This window comes from Rhodococcus rhodnii NBRC 100604, assembly GCF_001894925.1.
Lineage (GTDB): Bacteria > Actinomycetota > Actinomycetes > Mycobacteriales > Mycobacteriaceae > Rhodococcus_F > Rhodococcus_F rhodnii.
In genome coordinates, this window is the sequence record NZ_BCXD01000035.1 from 1 (window position 1) to 21441 (window position 21441).

Genomic DNA, 21441 nt, shown 5'->3' on the forward strand with positions numbered 1-21441 from the left:
AGTAAGGCATCGCCTTCGACTCTAGCCGCACCGAGCATCCGGGCGGGGCGTTCCCGCGCCGCTAACCCGTTCGGCTGCAACAGAATTCGATACAGAGATCGCGGATGCGAAATGGTACCGCACCCGCGACCTCCGCTGCGGGAACGAATCGCACAAGATACCGGCCGGGATGAGCGCACACGTCACTCGTGTGCGCGCCCCCGCAGCACCGACGCGACCATGACGCCCGCGCCGAGCACGATCACGACGGCGATCGCGCTCGTGACGTGCATGCTGCTCGTGAACGCCTCGCGCGCGGCGTCCATCAGCGCGACGCCGGCATCACCCTCGGTCGCCTCGGCCGCCGTCGCCGCGGCACCGAGCGTCTCGCGCGAGGCCGACATCGCCTCGCCGGTCACGCCCGGAACGTCCGCAAGGCCCCGCGAGTAGGCGGCCGTGAGGACGCTGCCGAGCAGCGCGACACCGAGCGCGCCGCCGAGCTCGTACGCGGTCTCGGAGATCGCCGACGCACCACCCGCGCGTTCGGCGGGCGCCGTGGACAGCACGACCGAGTTCGTCAGCGTCTCCGCGAGACCCACACCGGTGCCGAGGGCGGCGAACGAGAACGCGACGAGCGCAGCGCCGCCCGACACGGGCGTGAAAACGAGGACGCCGTAACCCACTGCGATGAGCCCGATCCCGACGAGCAGCACCGTCGTCAGCCCCATGCCGCGGACCAGCCTGATGGCGACGAAACCCGCGACGATCGACAGCAGGAGCCCCGGCACGAGCACGAAGCCCGCCCGCATCGGCGAGATGCCGAGCACGAGCTGCAGGTACTGCGTCAGGAAGAACAGCGACGACACCATCGAGAACACGAGCATGAAGTTCGTCGCGATCGCCACGGAGAAGCGGCGGTTGCGGAACAGCCCGATGTCGATCAGCGGATGCTCGAGCCGCAGCTGTCTGCGGACGAACACGAGTCCGGCGGTGAGACCGAAGAACAGCAGCGCCAGCGGCAACGGCGCGATGCCGTCGGACGCGAGCTTCTTGATGCCGTAGACCGCGGGCAGCATCGCGAGCAGCGACAGCGCGACGCTCGCGAAGTCGAGCGGGCCCGGCGACGGGTCGCGCGACTCGCGGACGAGCAGCGGCAACGCGACGAGCAGCACCGCCATGACGGGGAGGTTGATCAGGAACACCGATCCCCAGTGGAAGTGCTCGAGGAGCCAGCCACCCACGATCGGGCCGAGCGCGCTGCCCGCCGAGAACGCCGACGCCCACACTGCGACCGCGACCATGCGCTGCTGCTGATCGAGGAACATGTTGCGCAGCAACGACATCGTCGACGGCATGAGGGTCGCGCCCGCGACACCGAGGAGGGCGCGCGCTGCGATGAGCATCTCGGGCGACGTCGAGAACGCCGCGAGCAGCGACGCACCGCCGAAGCCGAAGGCGCCGATCATCAGCAGCCGACGGCGGCCGATGCGGTCGCCGAGCGAGCCCATCGTCACCAGCAGGCCGGCGAGCATGAACCCGTAGATGTCGATGATCCACAGCAGTTGGCCGCCCGTCGGCTGCAGATCCTCGCTGAGCGCGGGGACGGCGAAGCCGAGCACCGTCATGTCGATCGCGATGAGCAGGACGGGAAGAACGAGGGCTGCGAGACCGAACCATTCGCGGACGCCGGCGCGGGGCATGGAGGTCTCCACGGACGTGGACACGATTATCTGGCTTTCTGGACGTGAGCCTGCAGGACTCCCATTACTGTACCGTCCGGACGGTTCAATCGCTAGCAGGCTACCGGCGTCGAACGGTGCCGGACCTTCGCCACTCATCGCGGACGAGGCCTTCGGAGGGGTGGGGCCTCTCCGTTCGACGCACCGACGACGACGGAATCGGGATCGCCGGGGCGAGGCGTCCGGGACGCCGGGCGGTCAGCGTCTGCGCCGCCGGGCGACGTAGTCGCCGACCACCGCGACGCCGAGCCCGTCGAGACCGGGTGTGACGACGCGGCCTCCTACTCGCTGGGCGAGCCGGTCGGTGACGCGCGCGAGACCCGGGTCGTCGCCGAGCAGGAAGAACGTCACCTGGGCGCCGAGGCGGGCAACCTGGTCGAGTTCGCGCACGGTGAGACCGAGAGTCCGTGCGCTCGGCGGATAGTCGAACGCCGCGTAGCCGTCGGGTTCGAGGTGGGCGGTGGGCTCGCCGTCCGTCACGACGAGGACGACGGGTGTGGCGTCCGGGTGCCGCCGCAGATGCCGCTCGGCGAGCATGAGCGCATGGTGCAGGTTCGTGCCCTGATCCCACGCGCCGTCGAGGCCCGCGAGTTCGCTCGCGGTCACCACCTGGGCGTGGCGCCCGAACGAGATCATCTGCAACTCGTCGCTCCGGAACCGCGTGGACACCAGATGATTCAGCGCGAGGGCGGTCCGTTTCATCGGCACCCACCGCCCTTCCATCACCATCGAGAACGACGTGTCGACGAGCAGCGCGACCGCCGCCTTCGCCCGTTGCTCCGTCTCGTGGACCTCGACGTCGGAGACGGTGAACCGCACCGGGATCCGGCCCGGGTCCCGCAGCACGGCGTTCGTCAGGGTGCGGGTGACGTCCCACGGTTCGGTGTCGCCGAACGTCCACGCCCGCACCGCCCCCGTGGGCTCCCCCAACCTCCCGGTGCGCCGCGACTCGCGATCACCGCCGCGCGACGAGATCCGGTCGGCGATCTCACGCAAGGCCGTCTGCCCCAGTTGCCGCATCGCCTTCGGCGACAGCCGCCACTGTCCGTCCGAGGCGCGATCGAAATATCCTCGACGACGCAGCGCCTCTTCGAGATCGGCGAGCGTCCGCGCATCGGCGACGGCGTCGGGCCCGAGCATCCGTTCGAGGAGACCGAGGTCGATGTCGCTCTGCGTGGCACCCGCGTACTGCTGCGAGAGTTGTTCCGCGAGCCGGTCGAGATCGGCGACCTCCTGCATCGCACCGACACCCTCGCCCAGACCCATTCCGCGCTCGCCCTCGAAACCTTCGCTCCCGTCCCAGATCTCACCGGGACGTGCGGATTCGAGCAGCGAGTCGAGCCGATCCAGTTGCCGCATCAGCGACGGATCACCGAAGGCCTGCGCTGCGAGTTCGTCGAGTTCGTCGCGCTGCTGATCGGTGAGCGAGTTGCGCAACCGTTGTGCCGCCGCAGCCCGCTGAGCGAGCGAATCGAGCAGTTCCTCGACGTCGCGCGGGTTCTCGGGGAAGTGCTCGCCGTGACGATCCATGAACTCCCGGAACTGCTGCTCGGTGTCCTCACCGCGCGCGTGGGCCTCGAGCAGGTCGGTCAGATCGGAGAGCATCTCCGAGACGCGAGCCCGGTCCTCGTCGGTCGCGTTCTCGAGCGCCTGCTTCATTCCCTCGAAGCGCTGATCGAGCACTTCACGTCCGAGGAGATCGCGAATCCGGTCGTAGCTCTCGCGGGCGGCCGGGCTGCGCCAGTCGTATTCGGCGAGTTCGCGGACGGCGTCGGCGGTCCGCGACGGGACCTCGCTCAGCTGCATCTCCGCGAACCGCGCGTCGTCGTCGAGACTGCGGGCGAGTTCCTTGCGTTCCTCGAGGACGGCGCGGTCGAGGAGTTCGCGCACCTCGTCGAGCGTTCCGCCGAGGTTGTTGCGGCGCAACAACTCCTGGCGCCGTCGATTCACGCGTGCGGCGAGGTCGTCGAGACCCCGCATGTCCCCCTGCCCCCGCCGGAGCAACTCGCGCAGCGCGCTCTGCGGTGACGTGCCGGCGAGCACGTCGTCACCGATCTCCGCGAGGACCTCACGCAGATCGACGGGCGGAGCCAGCGGGTCGCCGCCCCGGTACGGTCCGTAGCGCGCGCTGCGTGCCATGGCTGTCCCCTCTCCGTCCGCGTCACCGCTCCGTCACGAGTACACGGTCTCGCCGTCGGGTCCCGCGTCCTTCGAGACACGGCGCGCGAGATACAGCCCTTCGAGGGCCAGTTCGAGCGCGGCGGCGCGCTCGCCGTCGGTGGTGGCTCCGAGCCGCTCGGCGACCTCGTCCACGACCGCGACGGACGGGAAGTCCGCGAGCAACTGCGCCGCGGTGATCCGGTCACCCGTGACGACGGGATCGCCGTGTTCGACGGCGTCGACCAGCCCGGCGAGATCGATGCCGCCGAGCCGTTCCCGCACGGTGTCGGCGGTCGCGCGGCGGAGCAGATGGCCGAGCACCTCCTGCTCGCGCCCCTCCTCCCCCGCCTCGAACTCGAGCTTGCCGCGCAGCACGTCGACGATCGAGTCGAGGTCGACCGGGCGCGCGACGGCGTCGGCCTCGCCGAGCATCGTCGCGCGGCGCACGGCCGACGCCGCGACCGTCTCGGCGGCGGCGACCGCGAATCGTGCCGACACCCCGGAACGCTGATCGACCGACGACGACTCGCGCAGCAACCGAGTGAAGCGCGCGAGCACCTCCAGCAGATGATCGGGCACCTCGCCGACGAGGTGCGCCTCCTGCCGGATCACCGCGATCTCGTCGTCGAGACGCGTCGGGTAGTGCGTGCGGATCTCGGCGCCGAACCTGTCCTTGAGCGGCGTGATGATCCGTCCGCGGTTCGTGTAGTCCTCGGGATTCGCGCTCGCCACGAGCAGCACGTCCAGCGGCAGCCGCAGGGTGTAGCCGCGGACCTGGATGTCGCGTTCCTCCATGACGTTGAGCAGCGAGACCTGGATCCGCTCGGCGAGATCCGGCAGCTCGTTGATCGCGACGATGCCGCGATGAGCCCGCGGCACGAGCCCGAAGTGGATCGTCTCGGGATCGCCGAGGCTGCGTCCCTCCGCGACCTTGACGGGATCGACGTCACCGACGAGATCGGCGACCGACGTGTCCGGCGTCGCGAGCTTCTCCGAGTACCTCGTGCTGCGGTGCTGCCACGCGACCGGCAGGCAGTCACCGAGTGCGGTGGCTCGCCGGATCGATGCCGGCGTGATCGGCTCGTAGGGGTGCTCGCCGAGTTCGCTGCCGTCGATCACCGGCGTCCATTCGTCGAGCAACTGCGTGAGCGTGCGGAGCAGGCGCGTCTTGCCCTGCCCGCGTTCACCGAGCAGCACGACGTCGTGCCCCGCGATGAGAGCCCGCTCGAGCTGTGGCTCGACGGTGTCCTCGAACCCGACGATGCCGGGCCACGGATCGCGGCCGTCCTGCAACGCCGCGAGCAGGTTGGCGCGGATCTCCTCCTTCACCGACCGCTGCACGTGACCCGACTCACGCAATTCACCGACGATGGCGGACCGGGCGTCCTTGGGCTCCTGTGTCGTCGTCACCCGTTCCACGCTACGAGCGTGTGGCGTCCGCCGCACGGGTCCGGGGCATGGTGCTCCGAACTCGCCACACCGAAACCGATGGCCCGGCAGCACCTGGTAGACAGAGGACATGGCCGACACCCGGTTCACCGAACGCGACCTGACCTTCGACATCGACGCCCCCGTCCGTGACGACGTGGTGACGCATCACGCGACACTGACGCTCCCCGAGGGCGAGGGCCCGTTCCCGGCGGCGCTGCTCGTCGCGGGCAGCGGGCCGACCGACCGCAACGGCGACAGCGCCCTGCTTCCGGGTTCGATCGGGACCCTGCGGATGCTCGCGCATCTGCTGGCCGAGCACGGCTTCGCGAGCCTGCGCTACGACAAGCTCGGCAGCGGCGAGACCGGCCTCGGCCCCTACGACATCGACGACATCGCGGAACTCGGCTTCACGAGCGCCTTCGTCGATCCGGCCGCCGAGGCGCTGCGTGTCCTCGCCGACGAGGACACCGTCGACGGCTCGAAGATTCTCGTGATCGGGCACAGCGACGGCGCGCTCGTCGGCCTCGAACTCGCGGTACGCGGCGCCGGTGTCCACGGCCTCGCCCTGATCGAGCCGCTCGCGGTGCGGCTGCTCGACCTGCTCACCGATCAGATCGCCGCGCAGCTCGACGCCGTGACCGCCGCGGGCGCGCTGCCCGTGTCCGCCGCGGACGAGCTGCGGGTCGCGCTCGCCGGTGCCGTCGAATCGCTGCGCACCGACGGCACCGTCTCCGACGACCTGCCCGAGCCGCTGCAGAACGCCGGCATCGTCCAGGCCAACGCGAAGGCCCTCGCCGAAGAGGACTCGCTCGACCCGCGCGAGCTCGCCGGCAAGCTCCCCGCGGGCACGCCCGTGCTGACGTCGGCCTCCGAGAAGGACGTGCAGGTCCGGCTCTCCGACGTCGACGGTCTCGACGCCGCGCTCACGCACACGGCGCTCGTCCCGGTGCGGATGCGTACGGCCAACCACGTCCTCAAGGACGTCGGCGACGCGCAGTCGACCGGTGCGGACTACACGCAGGACCTGCCGTGGTCGCGGGAGTTCACCGAGCCGTTCGGTGAGTGGCTGGACTCGATCCGCTAGCGCCGTCAGTTCGTCGTCGGCAGCAGGTCGGCGAGCGCCGACAGCAACACCGACGCGAGATCGGACGCGAGTCCGAAGGCGTCCGCGTTCACGAGGTCTTCGAGGCCGTCGATCCCGCGCGCTTCGAGCGTCTGCGTGAGCAGGGTGAGCGCCTGCGCCAGACCGGATTCCGCGCCGTCGGGCGCCGGGCTCGCGGGTGCAGCGGTCGGTGCGGGTGCAGCGGTCGGTGCGGGTTGCGTCGCCGGTGCTGCCGGTGCCGCGGGCTCCGCTGCGGGCGCCTCGGGTGCGGGTTCGGCGCTCGCCTCACCCGTCATGAGATATGTGACGGCGCCCGTGATGATGGTGATCGCGTGCTCGAGCTGTCCGTCCTGGGATTCGAGTGCTGCGGCGTCCTCCGGATTTGCACCGTTGCCCATCTCGACGAACACGAGCGGCACGCTCGTGAGGGCGGGACCGGCGACGTCCTCGCGGGTCTGGATACCGTCCTGCACTCCAGCGTAGTTCGCGGGAACGAAGCCGCGGCTCGTGTACGCGTCGCGCATCATCGTCGTCGCCTCACGCCCGCCGCCGGACTGGGCGGCGTCGGCCGCGGCGTCCGGAACGGGCAGCTCGGGCACGATGAGGTGGAAGCCGTGGTTGTCCGGGTCGGGGCCCGCTGCGGTCGAGTCGGCGTGGACGCTCACGGCGAGATCGGCGCCCGACGCGTTCGCGGCGGCAGCGCGCTCGTCGATGCAGCCGCCCCAGCCGGTGTCGTCGGGCCTGCTCAGCACGACGTTCGCCCCGAGCTTCTCGAGCGACGTCCGAACGAGCGACACGACGTTCCATGCGATGGTGTGCTCGGGGACGCCGCCGAGCGTCGTCATTCCGGTGGTCTGGCAGTCTTTGGTGCCGCCGCGGCCGTCCGGCACCTGGGCCGTGAGGTCGTGGCCGTCCGCCGAGCCCTGATGACCGGGGTCGAGGAATACCGTCCTGCCTGCGAGTTCGTTGCCCGCAGGCTGCTCCTGGGCATGCGCGGAGACCGGAACGAGCAGGCCGGCGGCGACGGCAGCGGCCGCGCACACACCGGCGCGGGCGACGATCGGGCGTGACCTGAAGAAAGGTGGGGTCATGGGCGTGCTGGGCGGGTCCCCCGATTCCCGCCACTCTCCTTCCGCAACACGAGCAACTCGCGTCACGCTAGCACGAACCCTCGACCTCAGGTCCAGACTTTCGGGGATTCGCGACCCCGCCGCCCGACCGCCGACGTCAGTGTGCGCAGGTGTTCGGTGTGCGCAGGTGTTCAGTGTGCGTAGGTGTTCAGTGCGCGAAGTGCCGTGCTCCCGTGAAGTACATCGTCATGCCGGCGTCCTTCGCGGCCTCGATGACCTCGTTGTCGCGCACCGAACCGCCCGGCTGGACGACGGCGCGCACACCCGCATCCGCGAGCACCTGGAGCCCGTCGGGGAACGGGAAGAACGCATCGGAGGCACCGACCGACCCGGACGCACGATCTCCCGCCCGGCTCACCGCGAGGTGTGCGGAGTCGACCCGATTGACCTGACCCATACCGACACCCACGGCCGCGCCGTCGTGCGCGAGCAGGATGGCGTTGGACTTCACGGAACGGCAGGCACGCCAAGCGAATTCGAGGTCACGGAGCGTCGCCTCGTCCGCGGGCTCGCCCGTCGCGAGAGTCCAGCGCTCGGGCGCATCGCCGTCGGCGTCGACGACGTCACGGTTCTGCACGAGCAGCCCACCCGAGATCTGCTTGAACTCGAGCGTGCCCGCGGCCGGGGGCTCGGCCACGAGAACGCGAATGTTCTTCTTGCGCTGCAGGACTCCCACGGCGCCGTCCTCGTAGGCCGGGGCGATGATCACCTCGGTGAAGATCTCGGCGACCTGCTCGGCCATCTCCACCGTCACCGGACGGTTCGCCGCGATCACGCCGCCGTACGCACTGACGGGGTCGGTCGCGTGCGCCTTACGGTGCGCCTCGGCGATGTCCGCACCCACCGCGATCCCACACGGGTTGGCGTGCTTGATGATCGCGACCGCCGGCTCCGCGAGATCGAACGCGGCACGCCACGCGGCGTCACCGTCGGTGTAGTTGTTGTACGACATCTCCTTGCCGTGCAACTGCTCGGCCTGCGCGAGTCCCGGCTCGCCCGCGGGATCGACGTAGAGCGCGCCGCCCTGATGCGGATTCTCGCCGTAGCGCAGCGTCGCCGAACGCTCCCACGTCGCGCCGCGCCACGACGCGAAGTCGCTCTCGGTCTCGACGCGCGTCTGCGTCAGCCACGTGGCGACGGCGACGTCGTAGCTCGCGGTGTGCTGAAATGCGCTCGCCGCGAGAGCCGTTCGCTCTTCGAGCGTGAAACCGCCCGCATCGACCGCGGCGAGGACGTCGTCGTAACGCGCGGGATCCACGACCACCGCGACGGATGGATGGTTCTTGGCCGCGGCACGCACCATCGACGGACCACCGATGTCGATCTGCTCGACGACGGCGTCGTCGTCGGCACCGGAGGCCACCGTCTCGGCGAACGGATACAGGTTGACGACGACCAGCTGGAACGGCTCGATGCCGAGGTCCTGCAGCTGCGCCAGATGATCCGGCTTGCGCGTGTCGGCGAGCACTCCCGCATGCACGCGCGGATGCAGCGTCTTGACGCGGCCCTCGAGGCACTCGGGGAAGCCGGTGAGCTGCTCGACGGGAACGACCGGGATCCCGGCGTCCGCGATCCGCGATGCCGTGGATCCCGTCGAGACGATCTCGACACCGGCGCGGTGAAGGCCGGTCGCCAGTTCGAGCAACCCGGTCTTGTCGTAGACGCTGACGAGCGCGCGGCGCACTGCCTTGCGGTCACTCACTGGGAATCACGGCCTTTCGTCCATCGATGACAACTCCGCGGGCGGCAACCGCCGCCACGACGTCGACCAGCAGGCGACGCTCCACGGTCTTGATGCGTTCGTGCAGGGTGGCGTCGTCGTCGTCGGGAAGAACCGCGACGGCCTCCTGCGCGAGAATCGGTCCGGTGTCCACACCGTCGTCGACGAGATGCACCGTGCACCCCGTCACGCGCACTCCGTAGTCGAGGGCGTCACGCACGCCGTGCGCGCCGGGGAAGGCAGGCAGCAGCGACGGGTGACTGTTGACGATGCGACCGCGGAAACGGGCGACGAACTCGCTCGACAGGATCCGCATGAACCCCGCGGTGACGACGAGATCGGGACGCTCACCGGCGACCGTCTCCGCGAGAGCGCGATTCCACGCGTCACGATCGGGATGATCCGCGGGTGCGACGCGGTGCACGCGCACACCAGCAGCGGCGGCGATCTCTTCGGCGCGACAGGGCCGGTCGACGATCACGGCCGTCACGGCGAGTGCGGACGCGGGCGATCCCGCGAGCAGGGCCTCGAGCAGAGTTCCGGTCCCCGATGCGAGGACGACCACGCGCGACTCGGAGTCGTCGCCTGTCGGCGTGATGGGGCGCGAGGTGTTCAGCGCAGTACTCCAGACGACTCGGCGATCGGGTTGTGTCGCAGTATCAGGGGCCGGGGTGCGGCCGTCCCCGAGTTTAGTCGCCGCGCTCTCGCCCCTCGCGTGCGAGGTCGCCCTCGCCGTCGGCGTCCGCATTCCCGGCATCAGGGGCCCCGGCATCGGGCGCCCCGGCATCGGGCGCCCCGGCATCGGCCTCTGCTGGAGCGTCGGCGTCGGCAGTGGCCGTGTTCTCGCCGCCGCCGTCGTCGGTGTCGCGCGGCTCGGTGTCGTGCGGCTCGGAGTCACCGCCCTCGGACTCGTCGGAGTCGACGGCCTCGTCGGAGTCGGCACGATCGGTCGTCGCAGCGGGTGCCACCGCGGCTGCGGGCTCGACGGCCTCGCCGGGAACCGTTTCCCGGCGCGCCCGCCACCACCCGACGACGACGACGGTGAGCACACCGGGCACCGTGGTCCAGCCGAAGACGAGCAGCACGAGCGCGACGGAGTCGACCGTCACGGCGCCGAATGCGCCGAGGGCACCACCCGCGAACATCGACAGAACGCCGAGCGCGAGGCCCGCGCCCGCCGCGGACGCCACGACGAGAACGACACCACGCTGCAGGCCGACGCGACCACTCACGTCCCGCCCGAGTGCGACGCCGACGAGCGCGGGGATCACGAGGAGCAGCGGCCACAGCCCGCCGCCGGGTCCCGACGGAAGTGCGCCGAGCAGCGGGAACGCGGGAAGGTCGCCGCCGACGTTGCCGAACACGCTGACCGAGACGTCGCCGATGCTCACAGCCGAGCCGGTGAGCACCGCGGTCGCCGCGACGACGAGATTCGGCAGGTACAGGATCGACAGTGCCGTGAGACCGAACGTGCCCACGGCTCCGTCGCGCGAGGTCAGCAGTTCGCCGACCGTCGAGAAGTGCCACATCAGCGACGCCGCCGTCGCGAGCGCCCCGACGAGCAGGAACGCGAACGCGGTCCGCAGCGCCGGACGCACGCCCACGGCGATCCACCACGGCAGGCGCGGAACGAGATCCGTCCACTGCGCGCGGAGGATCGCGATCGCCGCGGCGAGGGCGTGGACGACGAGGGTCCACGCGAGCGCGACGGCCACGCCGGGCGAGTCGAGGGACAGGACGGGCGCGGCGTCGGCGACGAAGGCGAGTGCCACGACCGTCACGGTGACGGGCCCCAGCAGCGCCGCGCCACCGATGCGCAGGGCATCTCGTGTGGACGCACCCGCCGGCAGCGCCCGGCTGCACGTGCGCACGACGAACCATGCGAGTGCCACGGTCGCCGCGATCGGCAGGACGCCGAGCGTCACTCCGCCGATCGGAAGGGGAACGTGGTGAACCGCGAGCCACAGCGCTCCGATCACACCCGCGGCGCCCGAGAGTTCCTCGTTGCCGAGCATCAGCGTCACGACGGCGAGCACGGCGGCGATCGCGAGCGTCACCGCCGCCGGTTCGAAGGCGACGCGTGCGAGCGTGCCGAGGTCGCCGGACGACCGGCGCCGCGGCGCACGGTCGTTCTGCCTTCCCGCGTTCCGTACTCCCGCGGTCCGCCGCGCCGGGCCGGGTTCCGGCCGTCGTGTGCGGGTGGCGTTGCGGACGCGGTCCATCAGCGCACTCATCTCCTCGAGGGTTGCACCGCGATCACGCGGTGTGCGGCAGGCGCGCCGCGGTGAAGACCACCGAACACGGCCCCGACCGACCGTGACGGCTCGGACCCGGTCGGGTCCGAGCCGTCACGGGAACGGGCTACTTGTCGTCGGCGCGGGGATCGAACGCCTGAGTACGAGGTCCGGCATCGCCGTCGGTGGACTCCTGCGACGGCCGGTCCGGCTCGCCGCCGTGCGCCGGCCGGTCGTCGTCGACGCGCGGCGCTGCCTGTGTCGGTTCACTCGCCGAGCCCGCGTTCGGCGGGAACTGCTGACCGGGCTGCTGGTAGCCCTGGTAGCCGGCGGCGTGCTGCGGCTGGCCGTAGCCGGGCTGCTGGTACTGGCCGTATCCGGGGAAGGGCTGACCCTGCGGGTAGGGCTGCTGGTACTGCGGGGCGTACCCGTACTGACCCTGGTACGGCACGCCCCCGTGCGCCTGTTGGTTTCCGTACTGCTGACCCTCGTACTGCTGGCCCGAGTACTGCTGGCCCGAGTACGACTGACCCGAGTACTGCTGGCCCGAGTACGGCTGCGGGTTCTGCTGCGGCGGCGCTCCACCCTGGTCCTGCGGGTTCGGCTGGGTGGAGATCGCCTCGGTCGGCGCGAACGCCTGCGGCTGGTATCCGGCATAGCCGGGCGTGGGGTACTGCGGGGCCGAGAATCCCTGCTGCTGCGGCGGAGTCGCGCGCCGCGGCGCACTGAGGACGTCCGCCTCGATGAGCGTCGCGCCGACCGCCACGACCGTCTGCACGAATCCGACGACGAGCAGAAGCACGCCGCCCCACGCGAGCGCGAGGTCCTCGCTCATCGCGAAGAACGAGAACAGCGACACGACGAAACCGACGGACGCCGCGGCACCGGCGGCACCCATCCAGCGCTGTTCACGCAGCAGCGTCATGGCGGCGAGGGCACCGGCGAGGACGGTGAATCCGTAGCCGAGATTGCCGAGTTCGAGGACGTTGCCCGAGCCGCCCGCCATGCCGAACGCTCCCTGCGTCTGCACGTAGGGCGCGAAGCCGAGGAACAGCGCGACGACGCCGAGCACGGTAGTCGCGACGACGAGCCAGAAGTCGACGCCCCGATCGGCGAGCACACCGCCCGATCGCCCGTCCGCTCCTCGGTGCTGCGTCGAGCCCTGCCCCGGGGTCGGTTGCGCTGGCGAACCCTGGTTCGCGGCGCCGGGCGTGAACGACATGTGATCTCCCTCGTCGGGTCGGGTGGTCTCGTACCGGGTCTCTCGTAGGGCAAGCCTACGGAATCGGGGCATCGCCGGGTGGGGTGTCCCTCGGCCGTCACGACCGGCCGACAATGGGACGCATGATGGCCCCACGCCGAGGATCGCCGACCGTCGTCGAGACCGAGATCAAGCGGTCCCGCTTCATCGCGGTGATCGCGCGGGTGGACACCGCCGACGAGGCAGCCGCGGTGGTCGAGGCGCAGCGCACGCTCCGGCCGGATGCGCGGCACCACTGCTGGGCGTACGTCGTCGGCGACGAGCCGTCGGACCGGCGGAAGAAGTCGAGCGACGACGGCGAGCCCGGTGGCACGGCGGGCGTCCCGATGTTGCAGGTGCTGGACGCCCGCGAGGTCGTCGCGGCGGTCGCGGTGGTGACGCGCTATTTCGGCGGGATCAAGCTCGGGGCGGGCGGCCTGGTGCGGGCGTACTCCGGCGCGGTGGCGGCGGCGCTCGACGAGACGCCGCTGGTGCGTCGCGAGCGTCGCGAGACATACCGCCTGGGCGTCGCGCACGCCGACGCCGGCCGCGTCGAAGCGGAACTGCGGGGACGGGGCGTCGACGTCGTCGACACGGCGTACGGGGCCGTCGCGACCCTCACCCTGACGACGAACGACCCCGCCCGGCTCGAGGACACCGTGGCCGCCGCGACGAGCGGCGGTGGTGTTCTCGAACCGGCCGGGGCCATGTGGGCAGATGTGCCGTGAGTGAGTTTCCGGTGTGGGGGCCGGAGAGTCACGCACGAGCGCGCAGCGCCTACAGACTTTCCAGGATCTCCCGAGCGAGTTCGGCGGTCTCGGACGGCGTCTTGCCGACCTTGACGCCTGCGGCCTCGAGCGCATCCTTCTTCGCCTGGGCGGTGCCCGACGAACCGGACACGATCGCGCCCGCGTGGCCCATCGTCTTGCCCTCGGGGGCGGTGAAGCCCGCGACGTAGCCGACGACCGGCTTGCTCACGTTCGCCTTGATGTAGTCGGCGGCACGCTCCTCGGCGTCGCCACCGATCTCGCCGATCATGACGATGACCTTGGTCTCGGGGTCCTTCTCGAACGCCTCGATCGCGTCGATGTGGGTGGTGCCGATGACGGGGTCGCCACCGATGCCGATGGCGGTCGAGAAGCCGAAGTCGCGCAGCTCGAACATCATCTGGTAGGTCAGCGTGCCCGACTTGGAGACGAGGCCGACCGGGCCCGAGCCGGTGATGTTCGCGGGCGTGATGCCGACGAGCGACTCACCGGGCGTGATGATGCCGGGGCAGTTGGGACCGATGATCCGCGTCTTGTTGCCCTTGTCCTCGTTGTAGGCCCACGCGTACGCGGTGTCCTGCACGGGGATGCCCTCGGTGATGACGACGAGCAGCGGGATCTCCGCGTCGATCGCCTCGATCATCGCGTCCTTGGCGAACTTCGGCGGCACGAAGACGATCGACGTGTCGGCGCCGGTCTTCTCGATGGCCTCCGAGACCGATCCGAAGACGGGCAGCTCGACGTCGGAGCCGTCCTTCGCGGTGTGCGCGACGGTGGTGCCGGCCTTGCGCGCGTTGACGCCGCCGACGATGTTCGTCCCGGCCTTGAGCATGAGTGCGGTGTGCTTGGTGCCCTCGCCGCCCGTGATGCCCTGGACGATGACCTTGTTGTCCTTGTTCAGAAAGATCGACATGTCCTGATTCCTACTTCGCAGCCAGAGCGGCGGCCTTGTCGGCGCCTTCGTCCATGGTTTCGGCGAGCGTGACGAGCGGGTGTGCGTATTCCTTCAGGATCGCGCGGCCCTCGTCGACCTTGTTGCCGTCGAGACGCACGACGAGCGGCTTGTCGGCCTCGTCGCCGAGCTTCTCGAGGGCACCCTTGATGCCGTTCGCGACGGCGTCGCATGCGGTGATGCCACCGAACACGTTCACGAAGACGCTCTCGACCTGCTCGTCGCCCAGGATGACGTCGAGACCGGCGGCCATGACCTCGGCCGAGGCGCCGCCGCCGATGTCGAGGAAGTTCGCGGGCTTGGTGCCGCCGTGCTTCTCACCGGCGTACGCGACGACGTCGAGCGTCGACATGACCAGTCCCGCGCCGTTGCCGATGATGCCGACCTGGCCGTCGAGCTTGACGTAGTTGAGGTCGTTCTCCTTCGCCTTGAGCTCGAGGGGATCGGTGGCGTCCTTGTCCTCGAACTCGGCGTGATCGGCGTGCCGGAAGTCGGCGTTCGCGTCGAGCGTGACCTTGCCGTCGAGGGCGAGGATCTCGTCGTCGGGCGTGCGGACGAGGGGATTGACCTCGACGAGGGTGGCGTCTTCCTTCACGAAGACCTCCCACAGCTTCGCGATCGTCACCGCTGCGGCGTCGAGCACCTCGGCGGGCAGGTGGCCCTGCTCGGCGATGCTGCGCGCGAAGGCGACGTCGACACCCTTGGTGGCGTCGACCGCGACCCTGGCGAGACGGTCGGGCTTGGTGGCGGCGACCTCTTCGATCTCCATGCCGCCCTCGACCGAGCACATCGCGAGGTAGGTGCGATTGGTGCGGTCGAGCAGGAACGAGATGTAGTACTCCTCGGCGATGTCCTTCGCCTCGGCGACCAGAAGCTTCTTGACGACGTGGCCCTTGATGTCGAGGCCGAGGATCGCCTTCGCGTTCTCCTCGGCGGCGTCGACGTCGGCCGAGTACTTCACGCCGCCCGCCTTGCCGCGGCCGCCCACCTTGACCTGAGCCTTGATCATCACGGGCTTGCCGATTTCTTCGGCAATCTCGCGAGCGCCGGCGACCGTGTCGGTCACACGACCAGCCGAGGTAGGCACTTCATGCTTGGCGAAGAGTTCCTTCGCCTGGTATTCGAAGAGATCCATTGCTCACCGTCTCGTCTGCGTTGACGCCCGCGCGCAGGGTAGGCACGGGCCGATTCCGGACTTTATCCACTGGCCGTGTGGCGTATCGCGTCGCGTGGCAGTCTATGTGGTGCGCATCACCGGGGCACTCGTGAGCGTCACCGCGAGGATCGTGTCGCGACGGTCGCCGCAGCCACGATCAACAGTAGGCCGACGGCCGACGCGACGACACCCGGCCCCACCGAGGACTCCACGAGCACGGTGCGCGTGAGCGGCGAGGCCGCGATCTGGACCACCAGAAGCGTTGCCGCACCGAACAACAGGGCCCCGCCGCGTGGCCCCCTCGCGTGCGCCGCGACGACGGCGACGACGGCGTAGGTGACACAGGCCACGACGTGACCCCATGCGTCCGGACTCCACGGTAGGTCGGCGAACGACGTCGCGTGGAACGACGATCCGGCGGCGGTCGTGCCGCTGTGGAGCGGGAGCGCCGCCCCGAGCGCGGCGGCGAGCGCACCGGCCCCCGCGAGCCACGCGACGGTGCGATCGACTGGCCGCTCCTCGGACGTGTCGAGTTCGTCGCGCTCGGCCGACCCCGCGAGCCACGCGAGAATCCCCGTCGCCACGGCACCCACTGAACTCGCCCACAGCACGAGTGCGCCCGCCGCGATCGTGACGTCGGGCAGGTCGGCGGCGACCAGCACGGAGTACGTCACGGGAACGACCGACAGCGGAATCGCGAGCCACACGACGGCGAGCACGGGGCGCGCGGGCGCGGCGAGTTCGGACAGCAGCAGCGGGATGCTCGCGACGACGACGGTCGCGGCGACGAGGACGACGCGCGTCCCGACGAGCGCGGGAGCCTCGACGCCGGCGGGCACCGTCAGTTGCGGCAGCAGCGCCCCGACCGCGGCGAGCACACCACTGACGATGCCGGCCGCCCCGGCGAGTGCGTGAAGGCGGCCGCGACGGCGGTGCGCCACGTCCCCGTCGGCGGGTGACGGCGACGGGAGCGGCGCTGCCTCTGCCGCGGGAGCGGGGACGCGGTCGCGCAGCCGGACTGCGACGGGGATCGCGGCGGCGAGCAGAGCGAGCGCGAGGGCGCCGGCCGCGGCCCACACGGTGCCCGTGCCGACGCCGATGCGGTCGCCGGCCGAGAGGGCCGCGACCCAGCGGGTCCCGACGACACCGAGCAGCGCGACGGCGGCGCCCGCGAGCGCACCGGCGGCGACGGTGGGTTCGATCGAGGCGAGCGCGGCCGCGATGACGACGAGCAGCGCCGCCGCGGTCACGGCGGCGCCCGCCGCCATCGCGGTGTCGGCGGAGAGCACGGCCGAGGCGAGGATGACCGGGTCGTGCGAGTCGAACGCGGGCCCGACGAGGCCGCCCGCGACGGCCACACCGGCCAGCACCACGCAGGCTGCGAGACCGAAGCCGATCCGGCCGCCCGTGGGCCGATCGACCTGGTCGGGATCGCGCGCCGTCCCGTAGCCGTCGGCGAGCGAGCAGCGCTGGACCACGACGATCCCCGCGACCGCGGCGACGACGAGCAGCGCGTGCCCGGCCAGGACGGCGACCGATCCCGCCGCGGGTTCGACGACCGACGCATCGGCGGGAAGGAACAGCTCGAAGCGGTTGGCGTCGAGGGCGTCGGCGAACAGTTGTGTGTCGGAGACGACGGACCCGAGGGCGACGGCGCCCGCACCGGCGAGCAGCGCACCCGCGAGTGCGCGCGCCCGCCACACGAGGGCGAAGGCCGCGGCGAGCGGGATCGCGAGGACGAACACGCCCGACCAGAGTCCGGCGGCCGCGATCCGGGTGAGGTCGCCGGTGTCGCTGCGGACCGCACCGAGCAGCGGCGCGAGCGCGACCGCTCCGGCGCCCACGAACGCGACGGCGACCGCGAGCCAGGCCGACGTGCGGCCGTCGCCGGGTGCGGGATCGTCGAGGCGCCGCCGCACGGCACCCTCCGCGGACGGCGCGATGCGGGTCGGTGTCGCTCGGGCCCGACCTTGTGCTGCGGCCACGCCCCGACGCTAGCGCGGGAGCCCCGCGCGACGTCCGCACCGACACGCGCGCGACCACCGATTGTCGGCGCGTCGCACGCGTGTTGTTGTGATGCGCATCACATGGCCCTGTTCGGAGAACGTTACAAGTTGCGGATGTCGCAATCATTTCGTTACCGTCGCTCGCGGCTGATGTCACGACCGGGTCACAAGAACAGGAGGACGACGGGCGAATGCACGATCGACCCCAGTTCACGACCAGTCGTTTCGCGACAGGCTCGAAATTCGATTCCCAGCAGTACGACTCCCAGCAGTACGACACCGGGCAGTACGACACCTCGCAGTACGACGCACAGCAGGACGAGAGCACCACGACGTGGACCGGGGCATACGAGCCCGGCACCCACAGCGGCTCCGAACCGGCCCGGCCGTACGAGACGTACTCCGACGGTGAGCCCGACGACGAGATTCCCGGTTTCACCCCGCGTGAGAGCCTCACCGCCCGCGCCGTCCGCGGTGCGCACCGCCTCCCCCCGCCGCCCGGCGCGTTGAAGGGCCGGGCCGCAGTCATCGCCGTCGCCGCAGGCGCCGTCGTTGCAGCCGGTCAGGCCGCGTTCACCGGCGGGCCGGACGCCGAGACCCGCACCGTCGCCCTCAGCAACGACGAGAACGAGAACACCGGCACGCAGCCGCAGGCAGCGCAGTTCTCCCAGGCCACCGACCCCGCGTCGGCGACGGCCTCCACTGCTCCGCAGGTGCTCAACATCGCGGCCCCCAACACCCTCGCGCAGTTCGACAATCTGCTCGCGAAGGGCCAGCGCTTCAGCGAGGAGCGTGCCGCCCGTGAGGCCGCCGCACGCAAGCCGCTGTTCGTCCTCCCCGCCATCGGCACCTTCACGTCGAGCTTCGGTCAGCGCTGGGGCACGCTCCACGCGGGCGTCGACATCGCCGCACCGATCGGCACCCCCATCGTCGCGGTCGCCGACGGAACCGTCATCGAGACGGGCCCCGCGTCCGGCTTCGGCATGTGGGTCCGCCTGCTCCACGACGACGGCACCGTCACGGTCTACGGCCACATCAACGAGTCGATGGTGAGCCAGGGACAGCGCGTCATGGCGGGCGATCAGATCGCGACCGTCGGCAACCGTGGTTTCTCCACCGGACCGCACCTGCACTTCGAGGTCCACATCGGCGGCGTCGACAAGATCGACCCGATTCCGTGGCTCGCCTCGCGTGGCATCAGCTTGGGCGGCGTGCAGGACTGACGTCCCAGCCCCCGCTTCTTGCGAGGCACCCCCTCCCCCGTGGGGTTCTGGAAAACTATGGCGAGTAGTGCACAACGGCCGTAGGCACAGACCCACTACCCACGTCGTAGCCGCTATTCATTCTGTTCGGGGCTGCTCCGACGAGTCGCACGACGGCGGCACAGTTCGACAAGACCCCACTGCGTCGGCCCGGCACCGGCTTTCCCGTTGTTCGACCGGAACTGTGTCCGGGCATCGTTCGGCCGCCTGCTCCGGCGCACACACTCGGGGAATCGCCAGTGCGCGGCCACTCGAGTGAGCACGCCGCCCGATCGACAAACCGGCCCGCCGGTAGGTTTGTGTCGGAAAATGTACCTGCCATATATGAATATGTGATCTACTGCACATCAGATGTGATCCATCACATACCGCCCTTGCAGAGGGAGTGCAATGACAGGACACGGCACCGCGCCGCAGTCTCGCGTCGAATCTGTTGTGAAGGAATCAATCCCGCCGCCCTACCGGCGTCGAGTGCGGGAGTTGATCCACGTGAACACAGCAACAGGCGGGCCGTTCCTCCATCATTCCAGCACGCACCTCGACTCCCGCCACCTCGGGAAGTGCCTGCGGCCGGCGATCGGTGTTCGTCTCCGCAGTTGCACCCCTGGGGTCAACCCCTCTCGACACCAGCTACTCGGATTCAGCTGCCGGTCGACGCGCCTTCTTCGGCAGTCCGAACCGGTCGATCTTCGGGCCGACGCTCTTCGCTGACTGGAACACGCTTCACCGTCGGCGACGACTACCCCACGCGCCTGGCAGTGATGAACGGCGCCTTGAAGTTCCCCGGCGTCACCATCACCTAGCAATCGAGCTGTGAGCGTTCGGCGGGCCTTTCGTATGAGGGCCCGCCGAATCTATGGCATTCCCAAGGCATTCGCCGAATCTTCCGACTAGCACAAAGGAACGACATGACCGCTGGCACGTTCACATCCAGGCTCGCCCCTGTCGGGGCGATGGCCGCAACCCTCGCCCTCCTCGGAGGAGGCATCGCCTCGGCGCAGGACCAAGACCCCGGATCGCCCGACGGCGGAGCCTCCGGCTCCCTCAGCAGCACTTCGTTCGGGTCCTCCGGCAACCCGGTTGCCGAACCCCTCACGTTCGACGGATGGAATCGCTGTCCGGTCGCCGGGCAGGACTTCGGCACCTGCGTCACTGTGATCGTTCGGGGTGGCCAGATGAAGATCGGCGGCCTCGACGTCCCCATCCCGGACGGAAGCCTGAAAGTCTCCGGCGGCGTGAACTATGTCGAAGACGGCAACGACTGGAAGGACGTCTTCGTCCCCGACGCGGGAACCAACTTCGGCGTCACCTCGACCCCCATCACGATCCCGGGCGGCGCCTTCGGCATCGACACCCCCCTGAACCTCACCCAGATCCAGGCGACGGTCGAAGCCGTCGGCACACCGACCGTGAACGTCCTCGACGCCAACTTGTCCATGCCCGTCCGCCTCAAACTCCAGAACAAGCTCCTCGGCAACAACTGCTACCTCGGTTCCCCCACCAATCCGGTCACCCTGAACCTCGCCAGCAGCGGCAATCCCCGGTCCCAACCGATCGGTGGCGGCACAGTCGGGGCCGTCTTCCCCGCGACACCTCACACCGACACCACGTTCGCGGTCCCAGCCGCCACCGGCTGCGGGCCCCTCGGATCTCTCAACTGGGCAGTCAACCTGCGCGCCGGCACCCCGTCACCGACCGGACGCAACTCCCTCACCGCCACCAGCGACGTCTACAACGTCGCCGCGTACGAAGTGGCACCCTCCTGACATACGGGACTGCCCCCGCGTCCCACCCGAACCGGGGGCAGTCCCGGCCGAGCTTCCCCCGCCCGCGCGGCACTGCGATGACCCCTGTTCCTGAAACGACTACGCCTCTACGCCCTGCCCGGCGGGATCTCGAAAACGGGCCGGATGCTACCCACTCGCCATACCCATGCTCTAACGTGATTCACGTCACTTCGGCGGCGTTTTGCACGCCCTCCGCGGGGAAACGGGAGTCACCGACCATCGAGCGGCCCGCTGGATGAGAGTCCCGTCGGCCACCGCTGCCGCAATCTGCCTGAGGGCCTTTGCAACCCGCAGCGACGGACCAGTTCACGTTCGACCGCGTGCGAGCCGTTCAACCAGCGACTCCCCTCCCCGCCAAGCCGACGCTCAGTGCGGCTCCAGTTCCGTTCCCTCTGCACAGCTCGAGGAGACCTCATGCCTTCGACAACGACACGTTGGGCCCTCGCCCTCGGTAGCGCCGCCTGCCTGGCGTTGGCCGGGATTGCCGCGGCTCCTGCCGCGAACGCAGCGACTGTGGACTACGAATGCACCACCGTCGTATCCGCAACCGACCTCTCGCCGGGACTGATCGCGCTGTTGCGGTCGCTCGGGGTGGACCCGGACTCTCTCGGCACGGGAGACACCGTAGGTGTCGGATGCCAACCCACCGCAGGCAGCCCGGCGGCACCGATCAACATCACCGACGGTACGCGCACGTTCGACTGCTCGAACATCACCGTCGATCTACTCACCGTCACCGTCCTCCGTGGCTGCGACGCCGTCTGAGCTCGTCCCGA

General features: G+C 70.1%; 16 protein-coding genes. 5 read left to right on the top strand and 11 right to left on the bottom strand.

Going from position 1 to position 21441, the window contains the following annotated elements; genetic code table 11:
* Window positions 1-182 precede the first annotated feature (182 nt).
* The 3 genes from RR1_RS19350 to RR1_RS19360 all read right to left on the bottom strand — a co-directional run bounded on the left by RR1_RS19350 (window position 183) and on the right by RR1_RS19360 (window position 5297).
* A complete protein-coding gene (locus RR1_RS19350; RefSeq protein ID WP_083581037.1) occupies window positions 183-1679 on the bottom strand; it encodes an MFS transporter in 1497 nt (498 codons plus the stop codon).
* A 237-nt stretch (window positions 1680-1916) separates the two neighbouring features.
* Window positions 1917-3857: a vWA domain-containing protein gene (locus RR1_RS19355; protein ID WP_010839514.1), complete on the bottom strand. Its 1941-nt coding sequence runs from the start codon at window positions 3855-3857 to the stop codon at window positions 1917-1919.
* A 33-nt stretch (window positions 3858-3890) separates the two neighbouring features.
* Window positions 3891-5297: an ATP-binding protein gene (locus RR1_RS19360; protein ID WP_010839513.1), complete on the bottom strand. Its 1407-nt coding sequence runs from the start codon at window positions 5295-5297 to the stop codon at window positions 3891-3893.
* A gap of 100 nt (window positions 5298-5397) precedes the next feature.
* On the opposite strand from RR1_RS19360, the gene RR1_RS19365 reads away from it, so the two are divergent.
* Window positions 5398-6393, top strand: a complete 996-nt coding sequence (locus tag RR1_RS19365; RefSeq protein WP_010839512.1) for an alpha/beta hydrolase family protein — start codon at window positions 5398-5400, stop codon at window positions 6391-6393.
* A 5-nt stretch (window positions 6394-6398) separates the two neighbouring features.
* Here RR1_RS19365 and RR1_RS19370 read toward each other — a convergent pair whose 3' ends face one another.
* The 5 genes from RR1_RS19370 to RR1_RS23030 form a co-directional block, all read right to left on the bottom strand.
* A complete protein-coding gene (locus RR1_RS19370; protein WP_010839511.1) occupies window positions 6399-7502 on the bottom strand; it encodes an N-acetylmuramoyl-L-alanine amidase in 1104 nt (367 codons plus the stop codon).
* Between the two features lie 187 nt (window positions 7503-7689).
* Window positions 7690-9243, bottom strand: coding sequence for a bifunctional phosphoribosylaminoimidazolecarboxamide formyltransferase/IMP cyclohydrolase (gene purH, locus RR1_RS19375; protein ID WP_040774614.1), 1554 nt, complete (start codon window positions 9241-9243; stop codon window positions 7690-7692).
* Window positions 9236-9826 (bottom strand): phosphoribosylglycinamide formyltransferase, encoded by a 591-nt coding sequence (gene purN, locus RR1_RS19380; RefSeq protein WP_010839509.1) that lies wholly within the window; start codon window positions 9824-9826, stop codon window positions 9236-9238. The genes purH and purN overlap by 8 nt, the downstream gene beginning before the upstream one ends.
* Before the next feature lie 124 nt (window positions 9827-9950).
* Window positions 9951-11495, bottom strand: coding sequence for a cell division protein PerM (locus tag RR1_RS19385; protein ID WP_010839508.1), 1545 nt, complete (start codon window positions 11493-11495; stop codon window positions 9951-9953).
* A gap of 127 nt (window positions 11496-11622) precedes the next feature.
* Window positions 11623-12717, bottom strand: a complete 1095-nt coding sequence (locus RR1_RS23030; RefSeq protein WP_051111274.1) for a DUF5336 domain-containing protein — start codon at window positions 12715-12717, stop codon at window positions 11623-11625.
* Between the two features lie 113 nt (window positions 12718-12830).
* On the opposite strand from RR1_RS23030, the gene RR1_RS19395 reads away from it, so the two are divergent.
* Complete coding sequence (locus RR1_RS19395; RefSeq protein ID WP_010839506.1) at window positions 12831-13463, top strand: IMPACT family protein; 633 nt, start codon at window positions 12831-12833, stop codon at window positions 13461-13463.
* Between the two features lie 49 nt (window positions 13464-13512).
* Here the strand turns inward: RR1_RS19395 and sucD are convergent, their stop codons facing one another.
* The 3 genes from sucD to RR1_RS19410 all read right to left on the bottom strand — a co-directional run bounded on the left by sucD (window position 13513) and on the right by RR1_RS19410 (window position 17595).
* On the bottom strand, window positions 13513-14415 hold the full coding sequence (gene sucD, locus RR1_RS19400) for a succinate--CoA ligase subunit alpha (protein WP_010839505.1): 903 nt from the start codon (window positions 14413-14415) through the stop codon (window positions 13513-13515).
* A 10-nt stretch (window positions 14416-14425) separates the two neighbouring features.
* Window positions 14426-15589, bottom strand: a complete 1164-nt coding sequence (sucC, locus tag RR1_RS19405; protein ID WP_010839504.1) for an ADP-forming succinate--CoA ligase subunit beta — start codon at window positions 15587-15589, stop codon at window positions 14426-14428.
* A gap of 137 nt (window positions 15590-15726) precedes the next feature.
* On the bottom strand, window positions 15727-17595 hold the full coding sequence (locus RR1_RS19410) for a hypothetical protein (protein WP_143153936.1): 1869 nt from the start codon (window positions 17593-17595) through the stop codon (window positions 15727-15729).
* A gap of 212 nt (window positions 17596-17807) precedes the next feature.
* Between RR1_RS19410 and RR1_RS19415 the strand changes: the two genes are divergently transcribed.
* From RR1_RS19415 to RR1_RS19425, 3 genes are all read left to right on the top strand, one after another.
* Window positions 17808-18839: a M23 family metallopeptidase gene (locus tag RR1_RS19415; protein ID WP_010838948.1), complete on the top strand. Its 1032-nt coding sequence runs from the start codon at window positions 17808-17810 to the stop codon at window positions 18837-18839.
* 947 nt (window positions 18840-19786) lie between these two features.
* On the top strand, window positions 19787-20644 hold the full coding sequence (locus tag RR1_RS19420; protein WP_040774045.1) for a hypothetical protein: 858 nt from the start codon (window positions 19787-19789) through the stop codon (window positions 20642-20644).
* Window positions 20645-21079: 435 nt separating this feature from the next.
* The gene (locus tag RR1_RS19425) at window positions 21080-21430 is read left to right on the top strand and encodes a hypothetical protein (protein WP_143153937.1); all 351 of its coding nucleotides are present in this window, start codon (window positions 21080-21082) and stop codon (window positions 21428-21430) included.
* Window positions 21431-21441: the final 11 nt, after the last annotated feature.

Excerpts from the sequence above, each read along its gene's own strand:
- RR1_RS19350 (WP_083581037.1), bottom strand. The coding sequence starts at position 1,679 with ATGCCCCGCGCCGGCGTCCGCGAATGGTTCGGTCTCGCAGCCCTCGTT.
- sucC (WP_010839504.1), bottom strand. The coding sequence starts at position 15,589 with ATGGATCTCTTCGAATACCAGGCGAAGGAACTCTTCGCCAAGCATGAA.
- RR1_RS19415 (WP_010838948.1), top strand. The coding sequence starts at position 17,808 with ATGCACGATCGACCCCAGTTCACGACCAGTCGTTTCGCGACAGGCTCG.
- RR1_RS19385 (WP_010839508.1), bottom strand. The coding sequence starts at position 11,495 with ATGAGTGCGCTGATGGACCGCGTCCGCAACGCCACCCGCACACGACGG.
- RR1_RS19395 (WP_010839506.1), top strand. The coding sequence starts at position 12,831 with ATGGGACGCATGATGGCCCCACGCCGAGGATCGCCGACCGTCGTCGAG.
- RR1_RS19370 (WP_010839511.1), bottom strand. The coding sequence starts at position 7,502 with ATGACCCCACCTTTCTTCAGGTCACGCCCGATCGTCGCCCGCGCCGGT.
- RR1_RS19355 (WP_010839514.1), bottom strand. The coding sequence starts at position 3,857 with ATGGCACGCAGCGCGCGCTACGGACCGTACCGGGGCGGCGACCCGCTG.
- sucD (WP_010839505.1), bottom strand. The coding sequence starts at position 14,415 with ATGTCGATCTTTCTGAACAAGGACAACAAGGTCATCGTCCAGGGCATC.
- RR1_RS19425 (WP_143153937.1), top strand. The coding sequence starts at position 21,080 with ATGCCTTCGACAACGACACGTTGGGCCCTCGCCCTCGGTAGCGCCGCC.
- RR1_RS19420 (WP_040774045.1), top strand. The coding sequence starts at position 19,787 with ATGACCGCTGGCACGTTCACATCCAGGCTCGCCCCTGTCGGGGCGATG.
- RR1_RS23030 (WP_051111274.1), bottom strand. The coding sequence starts at position 12,717 with ATGTCGTTCACGCCCGGCGCCGCGAACCAGGGTTCGCCAGCGCAACCG.
- RR1_RS19365 (WP_010839512.1), top strand. The coding sequence starts at position 5,398 with ATGGCCGACACCCGGTTCACCGAACGCGACCTGACCTTCGACATCGAC.